This window comes from Nocardioides maradonensis, assembly GCF_054777115.1.
On record NZ_BAAHAZ010000004.1, the window covers coordinates 252,541 to 269,629 of the forward strand.

The 17,089-nt window shown below is 72.1% G+C and carries 15 protein-coding genes and 1 tRNA gene; 9 read left to right on the forward strand and 7 right to left on the reverse strand.

Features of this window, described 5'->3' with window-relative positions:
- Window positions 1-5: 5 nt before the first annotated feature.
- Genes cysS through ACYVAQ_RS06455 form a run of 3 tightly spaced genes read left to right on the forward strand, consistent with a single transcriptional unit; the run spans window position 6 to window position 3,527 of the window.
- On the forward strand, window positions 6-1,394 hold the full coding sequence (cysS, locus tag ACYVAQ_RS06445) for a cysteine--tRNA ligase (protein ID WP_460787665.1): 1,389 nt from the start codon (window positions 6-8) through the stop codon (window positions 1,392-1,394).
- Window positions 1,394-2,347, forward strand: coding sequence for a 23S rRNA (guanosine(2251)-2'-O)-methyltransferase RlmB (gene rlmB, locus ACYVAQ_RS06450; RefSeq protein WP_460787666.1), 954 nt, complete (start codon window positions 1,394-1,396; stop codon window positions 2,345-2,347). Before cysS ends, rlmB begins: the two co-directional genes overlap by 1 nt.
- Window positions 2,348-2,378: 31 nt before the next feature.
- Window positions 2,379-3,527, forward strand: a complete 1,149-nt coding sequence (locus ACYVAQ_RS06455) for an acyl-CoA dehydrogenase family protein (protein ID WP_460787667.1) — start codon at window positions 2,379-2,381, stop codon at window positions 3,525-3,527.
- Between the two features lie 160 nt (window positions 3,528-3,687).
- On the opposite strand, the gene ACYVAQ_RS06460 is transcribed toward ACYVAQ_RS06455, so the two are convergent.
- Both ACYVAQ_RS06460 and ACYVAQ_RS06465 read right to left on the reverse strand, forming a co-directional pair.
- Complete coding sequence (locus ACYVAQ_RS06460; RefSeq protein WP_460787669.1) at window positions 3,688-4,089, reverse strand: DoxX family membrane protein; 402 nt, start codon at window positions 4,087-4,089, stop codon at window positions 3,688-3,690.
- Window positions 4,090-4,123: 34 nt separating this feature from the next.
- On the reverse strand, window positions 4,124-4,711 hold the full coding sequence (locus tag ACYVAQ_RS06465; RefSeq protein WP_460787670.1) for a TetR/AcrR family transcriptional regulator: 588 nt from the start codon (window positions 4,709-4,711) through the stop codon (window positions 4,124-4,126).
- 96 nt (window positions 4,712-4,807) lie between these two features.
- On the opposite strand from ACYVAQ_RS06465, the gene ACYVAQ_RS06470 reads away from it, so the two are divergent.
- The gene (locus ACYVAQ_RS06470; RefSeq protein ID WP_460787671.1) at window positions 4,808-6,181 is read left to right on the forward strand and encodes a cytochrome P450; all 1,374 of its coding nucleotides are present in this window, start codon (window positions 4,808-4,810) and stop codon (window positions 6,179-6,181) included.
- A gap of 122 nt (window positions 6,182-6,303) precedes the next feature.
- Here the strand turns inward: ACYVAQ_RS06470 and ACYVAQ_RS06475 are convergent, their stop codons facing one another.
- Window positions 6,304-7,248: an oxygenase MpaB family protein gene (locus ACYVAQ_RS06475; RefSeq protein ID WP_460787672.1), complete on the reverse strand. Its 945-nt coding sequence runs from the start codon at window positions 7,246-7,248 to the stop codon at window positions 6,304-6,306.
- A gap of 106 nt (window positions 7,249-7,354) precedes the next feature.
- Between ACYVAQ_RS06475 and ACYVAQ_RS06480 the strand changes: the two genes are divergently transcribed.
- Window positions 7,355-7,429, forward strand: a tRNA-Gln gene (locus ACYVAQ_RS06480).
- Between the two features lie 40 nt (window positions 7,430-7,469).
- Window positions 7,470-7,934 carry a hypothetical protein gene (locus ACYVAQ_RS06485; RefSeq protein ID WP_460787673.1) on the forward strand — a complete coding sequence of 155 codons (465 nt, stop codon included), beginning with the start codon at window positions 7,470-7,472 and terminating at the stop codon, window positions 7,932-7,934.
- 7 nt (window positions 7,935-7,941) lie between these two features.
- Here the strand turns inward: ACYVAQ_RS06485 and ACYVAQ_RS06490 are convergent, their stop codons facing one another.
- The 3 genes from ACYVAQ_RS06490 to ACYVAQ_RS06500 form a co-directional block, all read right to left on the reverse strand.
- Entirely contained in the window at window positions 7,942-8,124 is a 183-nt protein-coding gene (locus tag ACYVAQ_RS06490; protein ID WP_460787674.1) for a hypothetical protein, read from the reverse strand.
- A gap of 85 nt (window positions 8,125-8,209) precedes the next feature.
- On the reverse strand, window positions 8,210-9,229 hold the full coding sequence (locus tag ACYVAQ_RS06495) for a hypothetical protein (RefSeq protein WP_460787675.1): 1,020 nt from the start codon (window positions 9,227-9,229) through the stop codon (window positions 8,210-8,212).
- 72 nt (window positions 9,230-9,301) lie between these two features.
- On the reverse strand, window positions 9,302-11,650 hold the full coding sequence (locus tag ACYVAQ_RS06500) for a lamin tail domain-containing protein (protein ID WP_460787676.1): 2,349 nt from the start codon (window positions 11,648-11,650) through the stop codon (window positions 9,302-9,304).
- Between the two features lie 284 nt (window positions 11,651-11,934).
- On the opposite strand from ACYVAQ_RS06500, the gene ACYVAQ_RS06505 reads away from it, so the two are divergent.
- Window positions 11,935-13,116: a S53 family peptidase gene (locus tag ACYVAQ_RS06505; protein ID WP_460787677.1), complete on the forward strand. Its 1,182-nt coding sequence runs from the start codon at window positions 11,935-11,937 to the stop codon at window positions 13,114-13,116.
- Between the two features lie 169 nt (window positions 13,117-13,285).
- Here the strand turns inward: ACYVAQ_RS06505 and ACYVAQ_RS06510 are convergent, their stop codons facing one another.
- On the reverse strand, window positions 13,286-13,903 hold the full coding sequence (locus ACYVAQ_RS06510; protein WP_460787679.1) for a TetR/AcrR family transcriptional regulator: 618 nt from the start codon (window positions 13,901-13,903) through the stop codon (window positions 13,286-13,288).
- Between the two features lie 98 nt (window positions 13,904-14,001).
- On the opposite strand from ACYVAQ_RS06510, the gene ACYVAQ_RS06515 reads away from it, so the two are divergent.
- Both ACYVAQ_RS06515 and glmU read left to right on the forward strand, forming a co-directional pair.
- Window positions 14,002-15,483, forward strand: coding sequence for an MFS transporter (locus ACYVAQ_RS06515; RefSeq protein WP_460787680.1), 1,482 nt, complete (start codon window positions 14,002-14,004; stop codon window positions 15,481-15,483).
- A gap of 97 nt (window positions 15,484-15,580) precedes the next feature.
- Entirely contained in the window at window positions 15,581-17,077 is a 1,497-nt protein-coding gene (glmU, locus tag ACYVAQ_RS06520; RefSeq protein WP_460787681.1) for a bifunctional UDP-N-acetylglucosamine diphosphorylase/glucosamine-1-phosphate N-acetyltransferase GlmU, read from the forward strand.
- Window positions 17,078-17,089 lie beyond the last annotated feature (12 nt).

Genomic DNA, 17,089 nt, shown 5'->3' on the forward strand with positions numbered 1-17,089 from the left:
CACCGGTGACGTTCCGGCTCTATGACACGGCGACCCGAGAGGTCCGTGAGTTCGTGCCCCTCCAGCCCGGCAGGGCGTCGCTCTACGTCTGCGGTCTCACCGTGCAGAGCGAGCCGCACGTCGGGCACGTCCGGTCCGGCGTGAACTTCGACGTGCTGCAGCGCTGGCTGCGCGCGTCGGGGTACGACGTCACCTTCATCCGCAACACCACGGACATCGACGACAAGATCCTGGCGAAGGCCGTCGAGCAGGGTCGCCCCTGGTACAACCTCGCCTACGCGATGCACCGCGAGCTCACGGCGGCGTACGCCGCGCTCAACGTCGCGGCGCCGACGTACGAGCCCGCGGCGACCGGCCACGTCCCCGAGATGATCGAGCTGATCGAGGAGCTGATCGTCCGCGGCCACGCCTACCCGGCCGCCGACGGCTCGGGCGACGTCTACTTCGACGTGCGGTCGTGGCCGGCGTACGGCGAGCTCACCCACCAGGGCGTCGACGACATGGAGGCCGCCGCCGACGCCGACCCGCGCGGCAAGAAGGACCCCCGCGACTTCGCGCTCTGGAAGGGCCGCAAGGAGTCCGAGCCGGAGACCGCGAGCTGGCCGTCCCCCTGGGGTCGTGGCCGCCCGGGCTGGCACATCGAGTGCTCGGCGATGGCCGGCAAGTACCTCGGACCGGCCTTCGACATCCACGGCGGCGGGCTCGACCTGCGCTTCCCGCACCACGAGAACGAGCAGGCCCAGTCGCGCGCCGCCGGGCGGCCGTTCGCGTCGTATTGGATGCACAACGCGTGGATCACCACCGCCGGCGAGAAGATGTCCAAGTCGCTCGGCAACTCGCTCACGATCCCGGCCGTGCTGGAGCGCTACCGCGGCATCGAGCTGCGCTACTACCTGGTGGCCGCCCACTACCGCTCGCACGTGGAGTTCAGCTTCGAAGCGCTGGACGAGGCCGCGGCCGCCTTCCGCCGGATCGAGGGCTTCCTCGAGCGCGTCGGTACGGCGAGCGCGACCACCCTCCCCGAGGTCTTCGCCGCGGCCATGGACGACGACCTCGGTACGCCGGGCGCCGTCGCCGTCCTGCACGACACCGTGCGTGAGGGCAACCGGCTGCTGGCCGCGGGCGAGGACGTCACCGCCGTCGCCGGCGCGGTCGTCGCCATGCTCGACGTCCTCGGCCTCGACCCCGCCGACCCCGCCTGGGGCCCGGCGAAGGGCGCCGACGAGGACCTCACCCACGCCGTGGACGCCCTCGTCCGCGGCCTTCTCGACCAGCGCGCGGCCGCGCGCGCGGCCAAGGACTGGGCAGCGGCGGACGCCGTGCGCGACCAGCTCAAGGCCGCCGGCATCGAGATCACCGACACCCCCGACGGACCGAAGTGGAGTCTTTCCTGATGGCCGGTAACAGCTCGCGCCGCGGCGCGACCCGCAAGAGCAGCAAGAAGGTCGTCGGCGGCTCCGGCGGCAACGTCCGGCGCGGCCTGGAGGGCAAGGGCCCGACGCCGAAGGCCGTCGACCGGCCGTACCACAAGGCGCACAAGATCGCGGCCGCCAAGGAGCGGGCCGAGGCGAAGAAGCCGCGCCGTCGGCAGACCGGCGACGCCGAGTGGATCGTCGGTCGCAACCCGGTCGTCGAGGCGCTCCGCGAGGGTGTCCCCGTCACCGCCGTGTACGTCGCCGAGGGGATCGAGCGCGACGGCCGCACCCGGGAGGCGTTCCGGCTGTGCGCCGAGATGGGCGTCGGCCTGATGGAGACCTCGCGGCGCGAGCTCGACCGGATCACGTCCGAGGCGGTGCACCAGGGCATCGCGGCCAAGGTGCCGGCGTACGAGTACGCCCACCCGGACGACCTCGTCGAGCGGGCGGTGGAGATGGGCGACCAGCCGCTCATCGTCGTGCTCGACCACGTCACCGACCCGCGCAACCTGGGTGCCGTCGTCCGTTCCGCCGCCGGGTTCGGCGCGCACGGCGTGGTCATCCCGGAACGCCGCGCGGCCTCGATGACCGCCGCCGCGTGGAAGACCTCGGCGGGTGCCGCCGCCCGCGTCCCGGTCGCCCAGGCCGTCAACGTGACCCGGACCCTGCAGGCGTACCAGGAAGCGGGCTGCTTCGTGGTCGGCCTCGCCGCCGACGGCGACCTGACCCTGCCCGAGATGGTCGCCGACCAGGACCTGGTCCGCGGCCCGCTGGTCGTGGTCGTGGGCTCCGAGGGTGACGGTCTGTCGCGCCTCGTGGCCGAGACCTGCGACCGTCTCGTCTCGATCCCGATGGCCGGCGTGCTCGAGTCGCTCAACGCCGGTGTGGCCGCCTCGGTGGTCCTGTACGCCGTCGCCGACGCCCGCTCCTGACGACCGCACCCGGCGCCTCTAAGGTGCAGGGGTGAGCACTGAGGTTGACCGGCTGCTGCCGACCGAGGAGTCCGTCGAGCTGCTGGCCCTGGCCCGCGAGATCGCGACCAAGGAGCTGGCGCCGAAGGTTGCCGAGGCCGAGGCGAACGCCGAGTTCCCCGCCGACGCCTACCGGATCCTCGGACGGGCCGGGCTGCTCTCCCTGCCCTTCGCCGAGGAGCACGGCGGGGGCGGACAGCCCTACGAGGTCTACCTCCAGGTCGTCGAGGAGATCGCCACCGCGTGGCCGAGCGTCGGCGTCGGCACGTCCGTGCACGCCCTCACCTCGACGGTCGTGGCGGCCAACGCGTCCGAGGAGATGAACGCGGAGTGGCTGCCGAAGATGCTGTCCGGTGACTGGCTGGGCGCCTACTGCCTGTCCGAGCCGCAGGCCGGCTCGGACGTCAGCGGCATCCGCACCGCCGCCCGCCGCGACGGCGACAACTACGTCGTCAAGGGCGTGAAGCAGTGGATCTCCAACGGCTCCTGCGCCGACTACTACATCCTCTTCGCCCGCACCGGCGAGGACCGCACCCGCGGCCTGTCCGCCTTCGTCGTGCCCGACGGCACGCCCGGGATGAGCTTCGGCGCACCCGAGAAGAAGATGGGCCTGGCCTGCGACGTCACCACCCAGGTGCTCTTCGACGAGGCCCGGATCCCCGCCGCCCAGCTGATCGGCGAGGAGGGTCGCGGCATGCAGGTCGCGCTCTCCGCCCTCGACGCCGGACGGCTCGGCATCGCCGCGGTCGCGACCGGCATCGCCCAGGCGGCCCTCGCGCACGCCGTCGCGTACGCCCGCGAGCGCGAGCAGTTCGGCCGACCGATCGGCGACAACCAGGGCCTGCAGTTCCTGCTCGCCGACATGGCGGCCGAGGTCGAGCGGTCGCGGGCGGCGTACCTCCACGCCGCGCGGCTCAAGGACGCCGGCCGTCCGTTCAGCCGGCAGGCCTCGATCGCCAAGCTCACCGCCACCGACGCCGCCATGCGCGTCACGACCGACGCCGTGCAGGTGCTCGGCGGCAACGGCTACACGCGGGAGTACCCGGTCGAGCGGCTGTTCCGGGACGCCAAGGTCACCCAGATCTTCGAGGGCACCAACCAGATCCAGCGGCTCGTGATCGGCCGCGACCTCCTGACCTAGTGGTGCGTCCGAGAAGTTGTGGAACGGTTGGCGTGCTCACGGTGCGTGGATCGCAAGGCGCCGGTGCGCAGCCATACCGGGTCGTCTCGCAAGCGCCGGCAACGCCGCGAGGTGCGTGCCGTGGGTGCGCGAAGCGCTTCAGAACTTCTTGGACGCACCACTAGGAGTCGCCGCGGTCCAGCGCGATCGCGATCAGGCCGCCGATCATGGCGGCGTTCTTGAGGAACTGGGTGCGCTGCCCGGCGCGCTGGGCCTTGTCGTCGACCTCCCAGAACGCATGACCGGCCAGCGTGGTCGGCACCATCGAGCCGATCAGGGCCACGGCCGACAGGCGCGGGTGGAAGCCCGCGACCAGGGCCGCGCCGGCGGCCGTCTGCACGGCCCCGTTCGCCCGGACGGCCAGGGCGTCGTCCGGCACGGCGGGTACGACACTGCGCACCCGGTCGAGCAGCGGTGCGGCCATGTCGACCCGGCCGCCGGGGGAGCGGACGGCGTCGAAGCCGAGCACGGCGTACGTCGTACCGGTCAGCACGCGGGCGGCGATCCGGGCGGTTCTGCGCATCGGGCGATCCTCTCGTCGGTGGTCGCCCTCGAACCTAGCGCGGTTCCAGAACGGCCAGGGTGACCTCGGTGGCAGCATCGATCATGGTGGCCGGGTCGCGCCCCTCCTCGAGGCTGAGGGCGATCAGCTCGCGCAGGCCGCCGACGAGCACGATCGAGGCCTCGCGGCTCGGCGGGGTGATGCCGGCCGCGCGCAGCTCGGGGGTGTCGCTCAGCGTCTGCAGCAGGTCGACGAAGGCGGCCAGGTCCTGGCGGACGAGCTCGTGACCCTCCTCGCCGAGCGAGCGCAGTGCCCGCAGGGAGTGCAGGAAGACGGTCGGCCGCTCGTGCACCGACCCGAACAGCGCCTCGATCGCCTGCCGGACCTGCACCTGTCGGTCGGCACTCGGGTCGACCGCCTCGGCGACCTCGGCCCGGCGGCGGTCGTTGTTCTCCCGCACCAGGGCGAGGAAGCACTCCTGCTTGCTGTCGAAGTACTCGTAGAAGGTGCGCTTGGACGTGCGCGCCTGGCCGACGATGTCCGCGATCGTGACGTCGTGGTACTCCCGCAGCTCCAGCGCGGCCGTGAGCCCCACGAGCAGGCGCTCGCGGAAGCCGCTGGTCGTGCTGAGCAGGTCGGTCATGGAGCGGAACACTAGCCCCTTGCCTGCCTCGGAGCGCGTTGGTACCGTCTCGTACCAAGCGAGTCGGTACGACGGCGTACCGGAAGGGTGGTCGAGGTGTTGAAGCTGTCCCAGGGTGCGACCCCGGTCTCCGCGGCTCTTCGCAGCACGGCGGGCCCGCTCGGCGCCGCCGAGCAGGCGGTGAAGAAGCCGGTCCGCTGGGTCGTGAACCACGGGCTCGCCCGGGTGATGCTCAACCGGTCGGCCCAGCGCGGCGAGCTCCAGGGACGGCTCATTGGCGAGGCGAAGGGTGGCGATCACCGCGCCGTCGTCGCGCTCTTCGACGAGATCCGCGAGCACGGACCGGCGTACCAGGGCACCTTCAGCGTCGTCACCGTCGACCACGCCACGGTGAAGGCCGTCCTCAACAGCCCCGACTTCCGCACCGGTACGCCGAGCGCCGCTTCAGGCTGGCTCGCCCGCACCGCGCAGTGGGCGCAGGTCGACGTGCTCAACCCGGTCGCTCCACCGTCGCTGCTCGTCACCGACGGCGCCGACCACACCCGCTACCGCAAGCTCGTCACCCGGGTCTTCTCGGTGAAGGCCGTGGCGGCCCTGCGCACGCGCACCGAGGAGATCGCGGCCGGTCTGCTCGACGACCTCGCCGCGCACGCCGGCAGCCCGGTCGACCTGGTCGAGCGCTACTGCGCGCTGCTGCCGGTCACGGTGATCTCCGAGATCCTCGGGGTGCCGGAGTCGGAGCGCGAGCGCGTGCTCGAGTTCGGCGCGGCCGCCGCGCCGAGCCTCGACCTGGGCCTGACCTGGAGCCAGTTCCGCCAGGTCGAGGGCGCGCTCGAGGAGTTCGACGCCTGGCTCGGCGGACACCTGGAGGCGCTGCGTCGCAACCCCGGCGACGACCTGCTCAGCAAGCTCGTCGCCGCACGCGACGAGGGGGAGGGGCTGAGCGAGATCGAGCTGAAGTCGATCGCCGGTCTCGTCCTCGCCGCCGGCTTCGAGACCACGGTCAACCTGCTCGGCAACGGCATCGCGCTGCTCACCGAGCACCCCGAGCAGCTGGCCCTGCTGCGCGAGAGGCCGGAGCTCTGGCCGAACGCGGTCGACGAGGTCCTGCGCTACGACCCGCCGGTCCTGCTGACGGGCCGCTTCTGCGCAGCCGACACCGACGTCGCGGGCACGCCCGTCCAGCGCGGAACCCTCGTCACCACCGTCCTCGCCGGCGCCAACCGCGACCCGCAGGTCTTCCCCGATCCGGATCGCTTCGACGTGGCGCGCGAGAACGCGCACGAGCACGTGTCCTTCTCCTCGGGCCGGCACTACTGCCTGGGTGCGTCCCTGGCGCGGATGGAGGGCGAGGTCGGCCTGCGCGCGCTCTTCGACCGCTTCCCCGACCTGCGGCTGCTCGACGGCGCCGACCGGCGCCCGACCCGGATCCTGCGCGGCTGGGAGCACCTGCCGGCCGTCCTCGGCTGAGCCTGGTCGACCCCTGGGGTCGGCGTGGGCGGCCCTGCGGCGGACCGATCGTGACGGGTGGTGCTGCTGCGCTCTCCCGATGTCGGCACCAGCCCCCTCTGTCACGACCGGTCCGCTCCCGGTCAGGCCCCCGGCGCGAAGGACCGCAGCTCGGGTTTCTCGTACGCCGCCCGCAGTCGCTCGTAGCGGTAGCGGTTGTAGGCCATCGGCTCGAGGAGCAGCCACATCGGCAGGTGCCGCCGCAGCCCGCGCAGGGCCGCGGTGTAGATGCGCAGCTCGGTCTGCTTGCGGCGATCCCAGCGGATCCCGAGCAGCTCACCCATCCGGGGGTGGGCGGCGGCCTCGGCGCAGATCCGGGCCGGCCGCGAGAGCGCCGGGGTCAGCACCCGCCATGCCGGCGTGACGAGCAGGTGGAGCCAGCGCGGCCCGACCAGCGTCGGCACCGGCAGGTCGTCGAAGCTCGCGCTCGCCCACTGCAGGAACTCGTTGTCGGCGAGCTTCGTGGCCGCGACCTCGTCGTAGTAGGCGAGGGCCTCGGTGATGGTGGGTGGCACCTCTGCCTGCCCGCTGGCGAGGTCGAAGTCGCTCATCGCGAGCACTGTCTCCCACACGACCTCGCGCTCCTCGGGGGTCAGGTCGGCGGCGTACGTCGTGACGTAGCCGGTGTAGAACACCAGCGCACTGCTCGTGCCGACCCACTTCCACAGCGCGGGGTCGAGCGCGCTGAACCGCTCACCCTCGAACTCGCCGCGCCCGCGGCCCCGGACCGACCCGTGCATCCGCTTGAGCTGCTCGGCCTTCGCGCGTCGGTCGCCCTCGTCGCCGAAGAGCATCAGCGGGCCCCACAGGTAGCTGCGGATGCCGCGGTTGGTGAAGTTCTCCCGGAACCGCCCGGTCGCGTCCACCGCGGCCGCGACCTCGCGGTAGGCGACCTGGTCCAGCGCCAGCCGCCCGAAGAGCCCGAACGCGACCGGCGTCCCCATCCACCACCGCACGTCGGCGGCCAGCTCGTGGTGCGGTCGGCTCGGGTGCCACGGCGGCAGGGAGGTGCTGGCAGTCGTGGTCATGGCGGCTCCTGGGTCCTCACGCAAAGTGACTACGTGCGTGTGCAGTTATCAGGAGACCATGCGGAGAGCCCTTGGATCAACCCCGTCCACTACCGTTGACCCACCTTCCCCGGTTGCTCTGCTGGCACGGGCGGCCAGACTTTGAATCTGGTTTTCGTTGGTTCGATTCCAACCCGGGGAGCTTCGTGGCTCGTGTTCGGGCCCGTCGGTGTGGGACCGTCGTGCATGACAACTTCACGGCCCTCGCAGTGACCGCGATCGCGGAGCCGGTTCCCGGCGCGCACCAGGGCTGGGAGCGCCTGCTCCGCGCCCGCCTGATCGACATGACGCTGCTCGGCCCCGAGGTCGCGGTCGGCACCGTCGCGGCGGCGGTCCTCGCGGACGGCCCGGAGAGACCGTTCACGGCGGATGCGAGTGGCGAGAACGCCCACACCGCCTGCGAGATCGACGCGCTGACCGGGCACGGTCCCGGCAGCCTCGCGCTGGAGCGGGGCGAGGTGGTGTGGGTGCCGGACGTCGCAGGCGAGCACCGATGGCGGTCCTGGCGACGGGCAGTGACGGGGATCTGGTCGTCGGCCCTCGCCCTCCCGGTCGACGTGGACGGTACGCCGGGCGCCGTGATCCTCTATGCGGGCGCCGGGTCCGGCGCCGCACTCCTCCTGTCCCTCGTGGCCGCGCTGGAGTGACCCGACCTCACTCCCGGCGGTCTCGGCCGGCCCAGCTCGACGGCGGGTCGCTGCTCGGGAACGACTCCTCGACGACCTCGTCGACGGACTCCTCAGGGTCCTCCTCGTCCACGGCCGCCTCGGGGTCGACGTCCTCGACGCTGGCCTCCGGATCGGTGTCCTCGGGGTCGTAGCGCTCGGGTTCGGACATGAGCCTTCTCCTCTCCTCGGATGCTCGCCCGGTTCCCGCTCGGCGCGGCCTCAATCGCCCGTGGGCCCCGGCCGGCTGACGCCGGTCACTCCGCGAGGACGGCGGCGACCTCGGCCGAGTCGTAGAACGGCGCGAGCCGGTCGCGCAGGATGCGCTCGAGGTCGCCGTTCTCGTGGGCGACCGCGAGCGCGTCGGTCGCGACCCGCACGCCCTCGGTGATGGCCGCCTCGCGGTCGATGCCGAGGTCGAGCAGCAGGGCCGAGGCCGGGTGCTCGCCGTAGACGCCCCAGAAGGCCGCGACGACGGCGTCGGCGAGCTCCAGGACGGCCGGCCGGGCAGCGCCGTCGATGGTGACGTCCTGCGCGAGGCCGGCGATCCGGCGAACCTCCTCGCGCGTGGTGACGTCGCGCAGGTGGGGGATCGGGTGGTCGGCGTACAGGTCGTAGACCTCGAGCACGGCCGCCCGCGCGGCAGGGTCGGACAGGGTGTCGACGAGGACGCGGTTCAGCCGCTTGGCCGCGATCGCCGCGCCCTTCGAGGTCACGTCGCCGAGGACCGCGTCGATCGAGCCGGTCGCGGCACCGGCGACGGCCCCTGCGGCGCCGAGCCCGAAGGAGACGAGCGCACCGACGCCCGGCACCTTCTCGGCGGCCGCCCGGTTGGACTGCAGCATCTCGTTGACCAGCCGCCCCACGAACCGCGACGCCAGGCCGGACGCGAGCGGGCTGGCGCTCACGTCGTCGAGCAGGCGGCGTACGACGTCGGTGTGGGCCAGCGCCTCGTCGGTGATCCGCTCGACGTCCTCGCGCGCGACCACCTCGCTCAGCGTGTACGCCGAGGCGGGGCCGTCGTACGCGACGTCGGCGAGCATCTGCACGATCGTGCTCGCGCCGGTGCTCGCCGGCGCGACCGCGAGCAGCGTGCGGACGGCGCGCTGGGCGTCGTGCACGGTGACGAGCCGGCCGAGCGGGACGCGGGTCTCGGCGTCGAGCAGCTCGCGGAGGTCCCGCTCGACAGCGGCCGCGGCGTCGGGGCCGGTCAGCTGACCGACCAGCCAGGCCACCTGGGCGTCGAGGAGGCGCTGCGCACGCGACGGTGAGGTCATGGCGCGAGCGTAGAGCGGCCGTGGGGTGGACCGACGATCCGGCCCACCCCGCGGCCGGGGTTCCAGCAGGCCTCAGAACGTCAGCTTCACGACCGAGGGGTCGTGGTCCGACATCTGCGTGGAGAACTCGCTGTTGGCGTGCACCACGTCGTAGGCGTACGTGGCGAGCGCCGGCGACAACAGGATGTGGTCGAGCACCTGGCTGTTGCCCTGGTAGTCGTAGGTGTAGCGCTCGTTCGCCGGCAGCGTCCGCGGCAGGTCGTTCAGAGCGGTCGTCCCCGACCCGACCAGGATGTCCGCGGTCTGGCTGAACTCGTCGTCGTTGAGGTCACCCATCACCACGACTCGCGCGTTCGGGTCGGCGGCCAGCAACGAGTCGGTGAAGGTGCGCACCAGCGAGGCCTGGTCGTGCCGCTGCGTCTCCGAGGAGTGCACCGGCGGCTGGTCCTTGCCGAAGTCCGGGTCGTCGCCGCCCTTGGAGTTGAAGTGGTTGGCGATGACGAACAGCGACTTCCCGTTCCAGCTGAACTGGCCAACGAGCGGCTTGCGCGACGAGCTCCACGCGCTGTTCGTCGGCTGGATGCGCGACGGGTTGGTGACCAGCGTGGTCGCCGAACCGGTGCCGGACAGCGTCGCGTTCGTGCCGTACGTCGGTGTGCCACGACCGGTGAAGGACAGGCCACGGTCGGTGCGGTACAGGAAGACCTGCCGGATGTTGCCGCCCGGCTCACCGCCGTCGGTGTCGTTCTGCGGGGCGATCGAGGTCCACGAGTACGCCGGTCCGCCGGCTGCCGAGATCGCCGCGATCAGCTTGGCCATCGTCTGGTCGCAGGCCACCACGCCGTCGTCGGTCGCGCCGTCGTTGTCCTGGATCTCCTCCAGCGACACCAGGTCGGGGGACTTCAGGTTGTTCACCAGCTGGGCGGCCAGCCCGTCGAACTTCGTCTGCGGGTCGGTCGGGTCGAGGTTCTCCACGTTGAACGTCGCGGCCGCGAGCTGGCCGGAGGTGGCCGCGGTCGTGGACTCGGCCTGCAGGCCGCCCGAGGTGACCGTCGGGGTCGAGGTCGGCTCGAGGTCGTAGGTGCCGAAGCCGTAGTCGAGGACGCCGGTCAGGTTGCCGAGGCTGTCGCCCACGTTCGCGACGGCCGAGGGCGCGAGCAGGTCGGAGACGACGATCCGCTCGGGGTTCGGGTCGGTCGCGGTGAGCTGGATCCCGCCGCGCGGCGTACGGGTGCCGGCGCCGTTCGGCACGACCGGGGTCTCGCCGTAGGTGGTGTTGGTGGGCCCGACCACCTGGGCACCGACGATCGTGACGCGCATGTCCTCGAGCGACTCCCAGAAGTCGAGGCCGTCGCTGCTCGGGTCGAAGGTGTTGGAGGTCTCGACGTTGCCGCTCGAGTCGTCCTCGATGACGGTCGACGGGACGATCCGGTCGGCGGAGGCCGATCCGGCGCCGACCGTCACGGGCGCCGGGAGGGCGTTGCCCGAGGACACCTTCGTCACGGTCGGGGAGGTGATCTCGGTGCTCGTCAGGTTAGCCGACGTCGCCCCGCCCGAGCGGTACTCGCTGACCGTGCCCGCCACCGTCACCGCGTCGCCGACGGCCACCGTCGGGGCGGTGGAGGTGTAGACGTAGATGCCCTCGGAGGTCGCCACGTTGCTGTCCTGGCACGCGGTGGGCTCCTCCAGGAAGAACCCGGCCGGGCCGACGCCGGTGACGATGCCGCCGACGCCCGACACCGAGCCGGTGGTGGCGAGCTGCGAGGCGCCCTGGATCGCGTGGATCTGGGTGCCGGTGCAGGAGGTGCCTCCGCCGCCGGTCAGCGTGGAGGTCCCCGGCGTCGGCGCGGCCGCGGCGAAGTCGGTGCTGTTGTGGTCGGTGTCCGCGACGGTCCGGGTGACCGACGCGGTGTTCGAGCCGGCAGGGGCAGCCGCGCCCTCGGCGTCGTTGGCCGTCCCGTAGCCGACGAAGTCCTTGACGCCCGCGGCGGCGTGGCAGGTCGACCCGCAGGTGAGCGTGGTGTTGTTCGTGACCAGCGCGACCTTGCCCGACGTCGCGCTCAGGTTCGTGGTGCCGGTCGCCTGGGGCGTGGGCAGGGCGGCGCCGGTCGTGCCGGTGTACAGCTGCACGAGGTACGTCGCTCCGGCGGCGACCGAGCCGCTGAGCGCGGTCCGGCTCCAGGTGGTGCCGGAGGCGCTGGCGTACTGCACGCTCCAGCCGGCGAGGCTCACCGACGCGGAGCCGGTGTTGACGAGCTCCACGAAGTCGGAGCGGTACGGCGCACCGGAGTTGCCTCCACCGCCGTACACCTCGCTGATGACGACGTCGCCGGAGACGGCGTGCGCCGCGGTGGGGACCGCCACGACGGCGCTCGCCGCGGCGGCTGCCAGCCCGAGGCCGGCAAGGACAGGACGGGACACGGTGATTCCTCTCGAGAACGGAACTGACCTTCAGGGCCCGGCGGGCCAGCGCAGAGCCTCGTGCCGGGACCGGTCCCGGCGCTACGGCAGCGGGCGCTCGGCACCGGAACTTCTTGCGATGTTCACCCGCATCGACGGCAGACGCTCCACTCATCCCTTCGCAGTGCAGGAAGATGAAGGTGAAGATCATCCGAACGGGTCTGGACGGGCTTCCGGGCAGGCGATAGAACGTGAGGCGCTGCCCTGTCCGGACGGCACATCTCGATCCCGGGAGGAACCCCACGATGAGAAGAGTCCTGGCTGCACTCGGTGTGAGTGCGCTCGTGGCGACCGGCATCGCTGCCACCGCGGCCGACGCCCACGCCAAGCCCCACGGCCTGCACGCGCAGCGGGTGTGTGCGCTGCCGTCGGCGGGCCACGCCGCGTGCGACGCCAAGGTGCTGGTCAGCTCCGCCGGCGTCGTGCCGAACAGCACCGCGCCGGCCGCGGGCGCGATGACGCCCGCGAACCTGCAGTCCGCCTACAACCTCGGCGGCACCAGCTCCGGAGGCCGGACCGTCGCGATCGTCGACGCCTACGGCTACCCGAACCTGGAGCGCGACCTCGGGACCTACCGGTCCTACTTCGGCCTCCCGGCCTGCACCTCTGCCAGCGGTTGTCTCAAGGTCATCGACCAGAACGGCGGCACGAGCCTGCCCCGCTTCAACACCGGCTGGGCCGGCGAGCAGGCGCTCGACGTCGACGCCGTCTCCGCGATCTGCCCGGACTGCAGGATCGTCGTGGTCCAGGCCAAGTCGGCCAGCTTCGCCGACCTCGGCGCAGCGGTGAACACCGCGGCCAAGCAGGCCGGTGTCGTCGCGATCTCCAACAGCTACGGCGGCGGCGACGCGGCCGACACCACCTACGGCACCTACTACAACCACCCGGGCATCGCGGTCACTGCGTCGACCGGTGACAACGGCTACCAGGGCGGCTCCTACCCGGCGTCCTCGTCCTACGTCACCGCCGTCGGTGGAACGTCCCTCGTCGCGGCCTCGAACAGCCGCGGCTGGTCCGAGACGGTGTGGAGCGGCGCGGGTTCGGGCTGCTCGTCGTACAACACCGCCCTGCCGGGCGCCTCGTCGTACAACACCGGCTGCGCAAAGCGCGCGATGGCCGACGTGGCTGCCGCGGCCGACCCGTCGAACGGCGGCATGGCGATCTACTGGCCGACGAGCAAGAGCGCCTCGACGTGGGCGCAGGTCGGTGGCACCAGCGAGTCCTCGCCGATCATCGCCTCGGTCTACGCGCTGTCGGGCAACACCTCCGGCTACGCCAACGCCCTGCCCTACGCCCACCCGGGCAACCTGAACGACGTCACCTCCGGCTCGAACGGCACCTGCCCCACCACCCAGTGGTGCAACGCCCGCGCCGGTTGGGACGGTCCGACGGGCCTCGGTACGCCGAACGGCACCGGCGCCTTCTGAGGTTTCGATACCGCGGCCACCTCGCAAGCTCGGTCGCCGCGGCTCCTCCTCAACCACCATCGTTGGTTGAGTAGCCGCGAGCGCCAGCGAGCGGCGTATCGAAACCAACCTCGGCTTCACGTGAGATCGACGCCCGTCCAGGCTCCTCCGGGGCGGGCGTCGGCGCGTGTCAGGAGACGGTGCCGTAGATCATCCGCAGCACGACCTCGGTGAGGTCGGCGACCGCGGCGTCGTAGGCCTTGCCGCGCAGCTGGGCGATGGCGCGCAGGCGGCTGTCGCGCAGGTCGGAGATCATCTCGGCCAACGCCGTGGGGCTGAGGCCGGTGGGCGCCGCGCCGGAGGACTGGTCGCGCTCGATCTTCGCGGCGAGCCCGGTGACCAGGCGGGTGTGCGCCCGCTCGACCCAGTCCAGCAGCGGCTCGTACTCCACCGCGCCGGTGGTGCACGTCAGGATCGGCAGGTGCTCGCGCCAGACGGCGGCGACCAGGTGGTGGTGCTCGAGCAGGCCCGCGCGGTCCGCGCCCTCGCTGTCGAACCAGCCGTGCGTGCTGCCGAACTGCTCCCACAGGCCGTCCAGGAGCGCGGCGACGACGGCCTGCTTGGTGGGGAAGTAGAAGTAGAAGGCGGTACGGGAGACGCCGGCCGCCTTCGCGATGGCGTCGATCGTCAGGTCGTTGACGCTGCGCTCTGCGAGGAGCTGGCGGGTCGCCTCGACGATCGCCTGCTCGCGCTGGTCGCCCTTGGTCGGCCCGCCCCTGCGGCGCACGGAGGTGGACGAGGCGGTCATGCCGTCGAGTGTACGCCGTCTCGACGCTGCGTCACTGGTGTTTGACGTCACGTCGTCGAAAATCGACACTACGTCAATTCTTGTGTCACCCTCGTTCCATGACCACCACCCTCGACACCACAGCTGCCGTCGAGGCGCCCTCGGTCCGCCCTCGGAGCGGCCCCGCGACGTACTCACGGCTCGTCCTTCCCGCCATGGCGGCGAACGTCTTCCTGCTCTCGCTGATCCAGACCGTCGTCGTCCCCGCGCTCACCCTCATCGGCACCCAGCTGGGCGCCGCCGCGACCACCGTCGGCTGGGTCTCGACCGCGACGATGCTGACCGCGGCCGCGCTCACCCCGCTCTTCGGCCGGCTCGGCGACGTCCTCGGCAACCGCCGCGTGATCCTGGTCGTCCTCGGCCTCACCCTGGTCGGCAGCGTCGTCGCCGCGACCGCCGACAGCATCGGTGTCCTCATCGCCGGTCGTGCCCTGCAGGGCGCGAGCTTCGGCCTGTTCCCGCTCGCCATCAGCGTGCTGCGCCAGGAGCTGCCGATGGAGCGCATGCACCACGGCATGGCCGTCGCCGCATCGGCCCTCGGCTTCGGCAGCGGGTTCGCGCTCGTCGCGACCGGCCTGCTGACCCAGCACGACGGTGACTTCCACCGGATCTTCTGGCTGACCGCGGCCGCCTCGCTCGTGATGCTGGCGGTCAGCGCGTTCGTCCTCCCGCGACGTCCGGGTCAGGGCGGGTCCGTCGACTACCGGGGCGCCGCGGTGCTCGCGCTCGGCCTCGTCCTCCTGCTGCTGCCGGTCTCCCAGGGGCACGAGTGGGGCTGGACCTCGGTGACCACCCTGGGCCTGTTCGCGGCCTCCGCGGTCGTGCTCGTCGGCTTCGGCGTCCTGCAGCACCGCACGTCGACGCCGCTGATCAAGCTGGACCTGCTGTCCCACCGACCCGTCCTGGCGACCAACCTCGCCTCGCTGTTCGTCGGGTTCGCGATGTTCAGCGTGTTCCTCGGGGCGACGTACTTCGTGCAGACCCCGGACGTCCTCACCGGCTTCGGCTTCGGGGCGAGCGTGCTGCGCACCAGCGTCGTCTACATGCTGCCGGGCACCCTGCTCGCCATCCCGCTCGGCCCGATCTCGGGTCGGTTCGTGGTCCGCTTCGGGGCGCGTCCGGTGCTGCTGGTCGCCAGCCTGCTCGGCGTCGCGTCGCTGGCGTCGCTCTCGCTGCTGCACGGCACCAGCCTGGAGTTCATCCTTGCCCTCGTCGTGGGCAACGCCGCGATCGCCGTCGCGTACGCCGCCATGCCGGCCCTGCTCGCCCAGCACGTGTCCCTCGCGGACACCGGCGTCGCCAACTCGGTCAACTCGATCATGCGGACCGTCGGCGGTGCGATCGGCTCGGCGATCGTGATCACCGTCCTCACCAGCTCGACCGCGAGCTACGCCACCCCTGCCGGCCCGATCGCGCTGCCGACCGAGGGCGCCTACGAGACGGCGTTCGTGCTCGGTGGCATCAGCTTCGCCATCGCCGCGCTGCTCGCCGCCTTCGGGTTCGGCCACCACGGTCGGGCGTCGACCGGAGAGGCCTGCTGAGGCCGTCCGGACCCTGCCGCGGACGTCATACGGACGGAGCCCTCAGGCGCTCCGTCCGTATGACGTCCCGCCGTGGCCCGCGGCTAGGGTGGCACGTGTGACCGAGCAGCTCACCGTGATCGTCCTCGCCGCGGGTGGCGGGACCCGGATGAAGTCCAAGACGCCGAAGGTGCTGCACCGGATCGGTGGCCGCTCGATGATCGGCCACGTCCTCGGTGCGGTCGCCTCGCTCGCGCCCGCAGGCGTCGTCGTGGTCGTGGGTCACCAGCGCGAGCTGGTCGGCCCGCACGTGGCCGAGTCGCTGCCCGCGGCCGTGCTCGCGGTGCAGGAGGAGCAGCTCGGCACGGGCCATGCCGTGCGGATCGCCCTGCAGGAGCTCGGGGGAGTGGGGCCCGAGGGCACCGTGCTGATCGCGTACGGCGACACCCCGCTGCTCGAGGGCGAGACCCTGGCGAGCTTCGTGGCCGCCCACCACGACGCGGGCGCGGCCGTCAGCATCCTGAGCGGCGTCGTCGACAACCCCCGTGGCTACGGGCGGATCGTGCGCGCTGACGACGGCACCGTCGAGGCCATCATCGAGGAGAAGGACGCCAGCGACGAGCAGCGTCGGATCAGGGAGATCAACTCCGGCATCCTCGCGTTCGAGGCGCGCTTCCTGCTCGACGCGGTCGGCCGGATCGGCAACGACAACGCGAACGGCGAGTACTACCTGACCGACGCGATCGGGCTCGCGCGCGCATCGGGGCTGCCCGTCTCGGCGTACCCCATCGACGACGTGTGGCAGACCGAGGGCGCCAACGACCGCGCCCAGCTCGCCGCGCTCGGCGCGGAGCTGAACCGCCGCATCGTCACCCGCTGGATGCGCGACGGCGTCACCGTCATGGACCCGGCGACCACCTGGATCGAGTCCGACGTGACGCTCGCGCCGGACGTCACGATCCTCCCGGGCGTGCAGCTGCTGGGCGCGACCTCCGTGGCCGAGGACGCGGTGATCGGTCCCGACACGACGCTGGAGGACTGCGAGATCGGCGCCGGGGCGCGGGTGGTCCGCACGCACGGCCAGCTCGCCGTGATCGGCGACGGTGCGACGGTCGGGCCGTTCTCGTACCTGCGCCCGGGCACCACGCTCGGATCCGACGGCAAGATCGGCGCCTTCGTCGAGACCAAGAATGCGCAGATCGGCGACGGTGCGAAGGTCCCGCACCTCTCGTACGTCGGCGACGCGGAGATCGGCGAGGGCACGAACATCGGCGCCGGCACGATCTTCGCCAACTACGACGGGGTCGCCAAGCACCGGATCACCGTGGGCAGGCACGCCAAGACCGGGTCGAACAGCACCTTCGTCGCGCCGGTCACGATCGGCGACGGCGCGGGCACCGGTGCGGGCACGGTCGTGCGCGACGACGTACCGCCGGGGGCGCTCGCGGTCAGCGCCGGCCGCCAGCGCAACCTGCCCGGGTGGGCGCAGTCGAAGCGTGCCGGGACGGCCCAGGCGGACGCCGCGGCGGCCGCCGCCGGGGGTTCCGCTCACGATGAACAGTCCGAAAACGGACCAGGGCTTGGGGGCGACCCCGCCGAGCAGGCAGAATCCTGACCGAGGCATTGG

Bases quoted from the DNA above. Each gene is read 5' to 3' on its own strand.
- rlmB (WP_460787666.1), top strand. From the start codon at position 1,394: ATGGCCGGTAACAGCTCGCGCCGCGGCGCGACCCGCAAGAGCAGCAAG.
- ACYVAQ_RS06460 (WP_460787669.1), bottom strand. From the start codon at position 4,089: ATGCGCAGAACCGCCCGGATCGCCGCCCGCGTGCTGACCGGTACGACG.
- ACYVAQ_RS06465 (WP_460787670.1), bottom strand. From the start codon at position 4,711: ATGACCGACCTGCTCAGCACGACCAGCGGCTTCCGCGAGCGCCTGCTC.
- ACYVAQ_RS06475 (WP_460787672.1), bottom strand. From the start codon at position 7,248: ATGACCACGACTGCCAGCACCTCCCTGCCGCCGTGGCACCCGAGCCGA.
- ACYVAQ_RS06490 (WP_460787674.1), bottom strand. From the start codon at position 8,124: ATGTCCGAACCCGAGCGCTACGACCCCGAGGACACCGATCCGGAGGCC.
- ACYVAQ_RS06495 (WP_460787675.1), bottom strand. From the start codon at position 9,229: ATGACCTCACCGTCGCGTGCGCAGCGCCTCCTCGACGCCCAGGTGGCC.
- ACYVAQ_RS06505 (WP_460787677.1), top strand. From the start codon at position 11,935: ATGAGAAGAGTCCTGGCTGCACTCGGTGTGAGTGCGCTCGTGGCGACC.
- ACYVAQ_RS06510 (WP_460787679.1), bottom strand. From the start codon at position 13,903: ATGACCGCCTCGTCCACCTCCGTGCGCCGCAGGGGCGGGCCGACCAAG.
- ACYVAQ_RS06515 (WP_460787680.1), top strand. From the start codon at position 14,002: ATGACCACCACCCTCGACACCACAGCTGCCGTCGAGGCGCCCTCGGTC.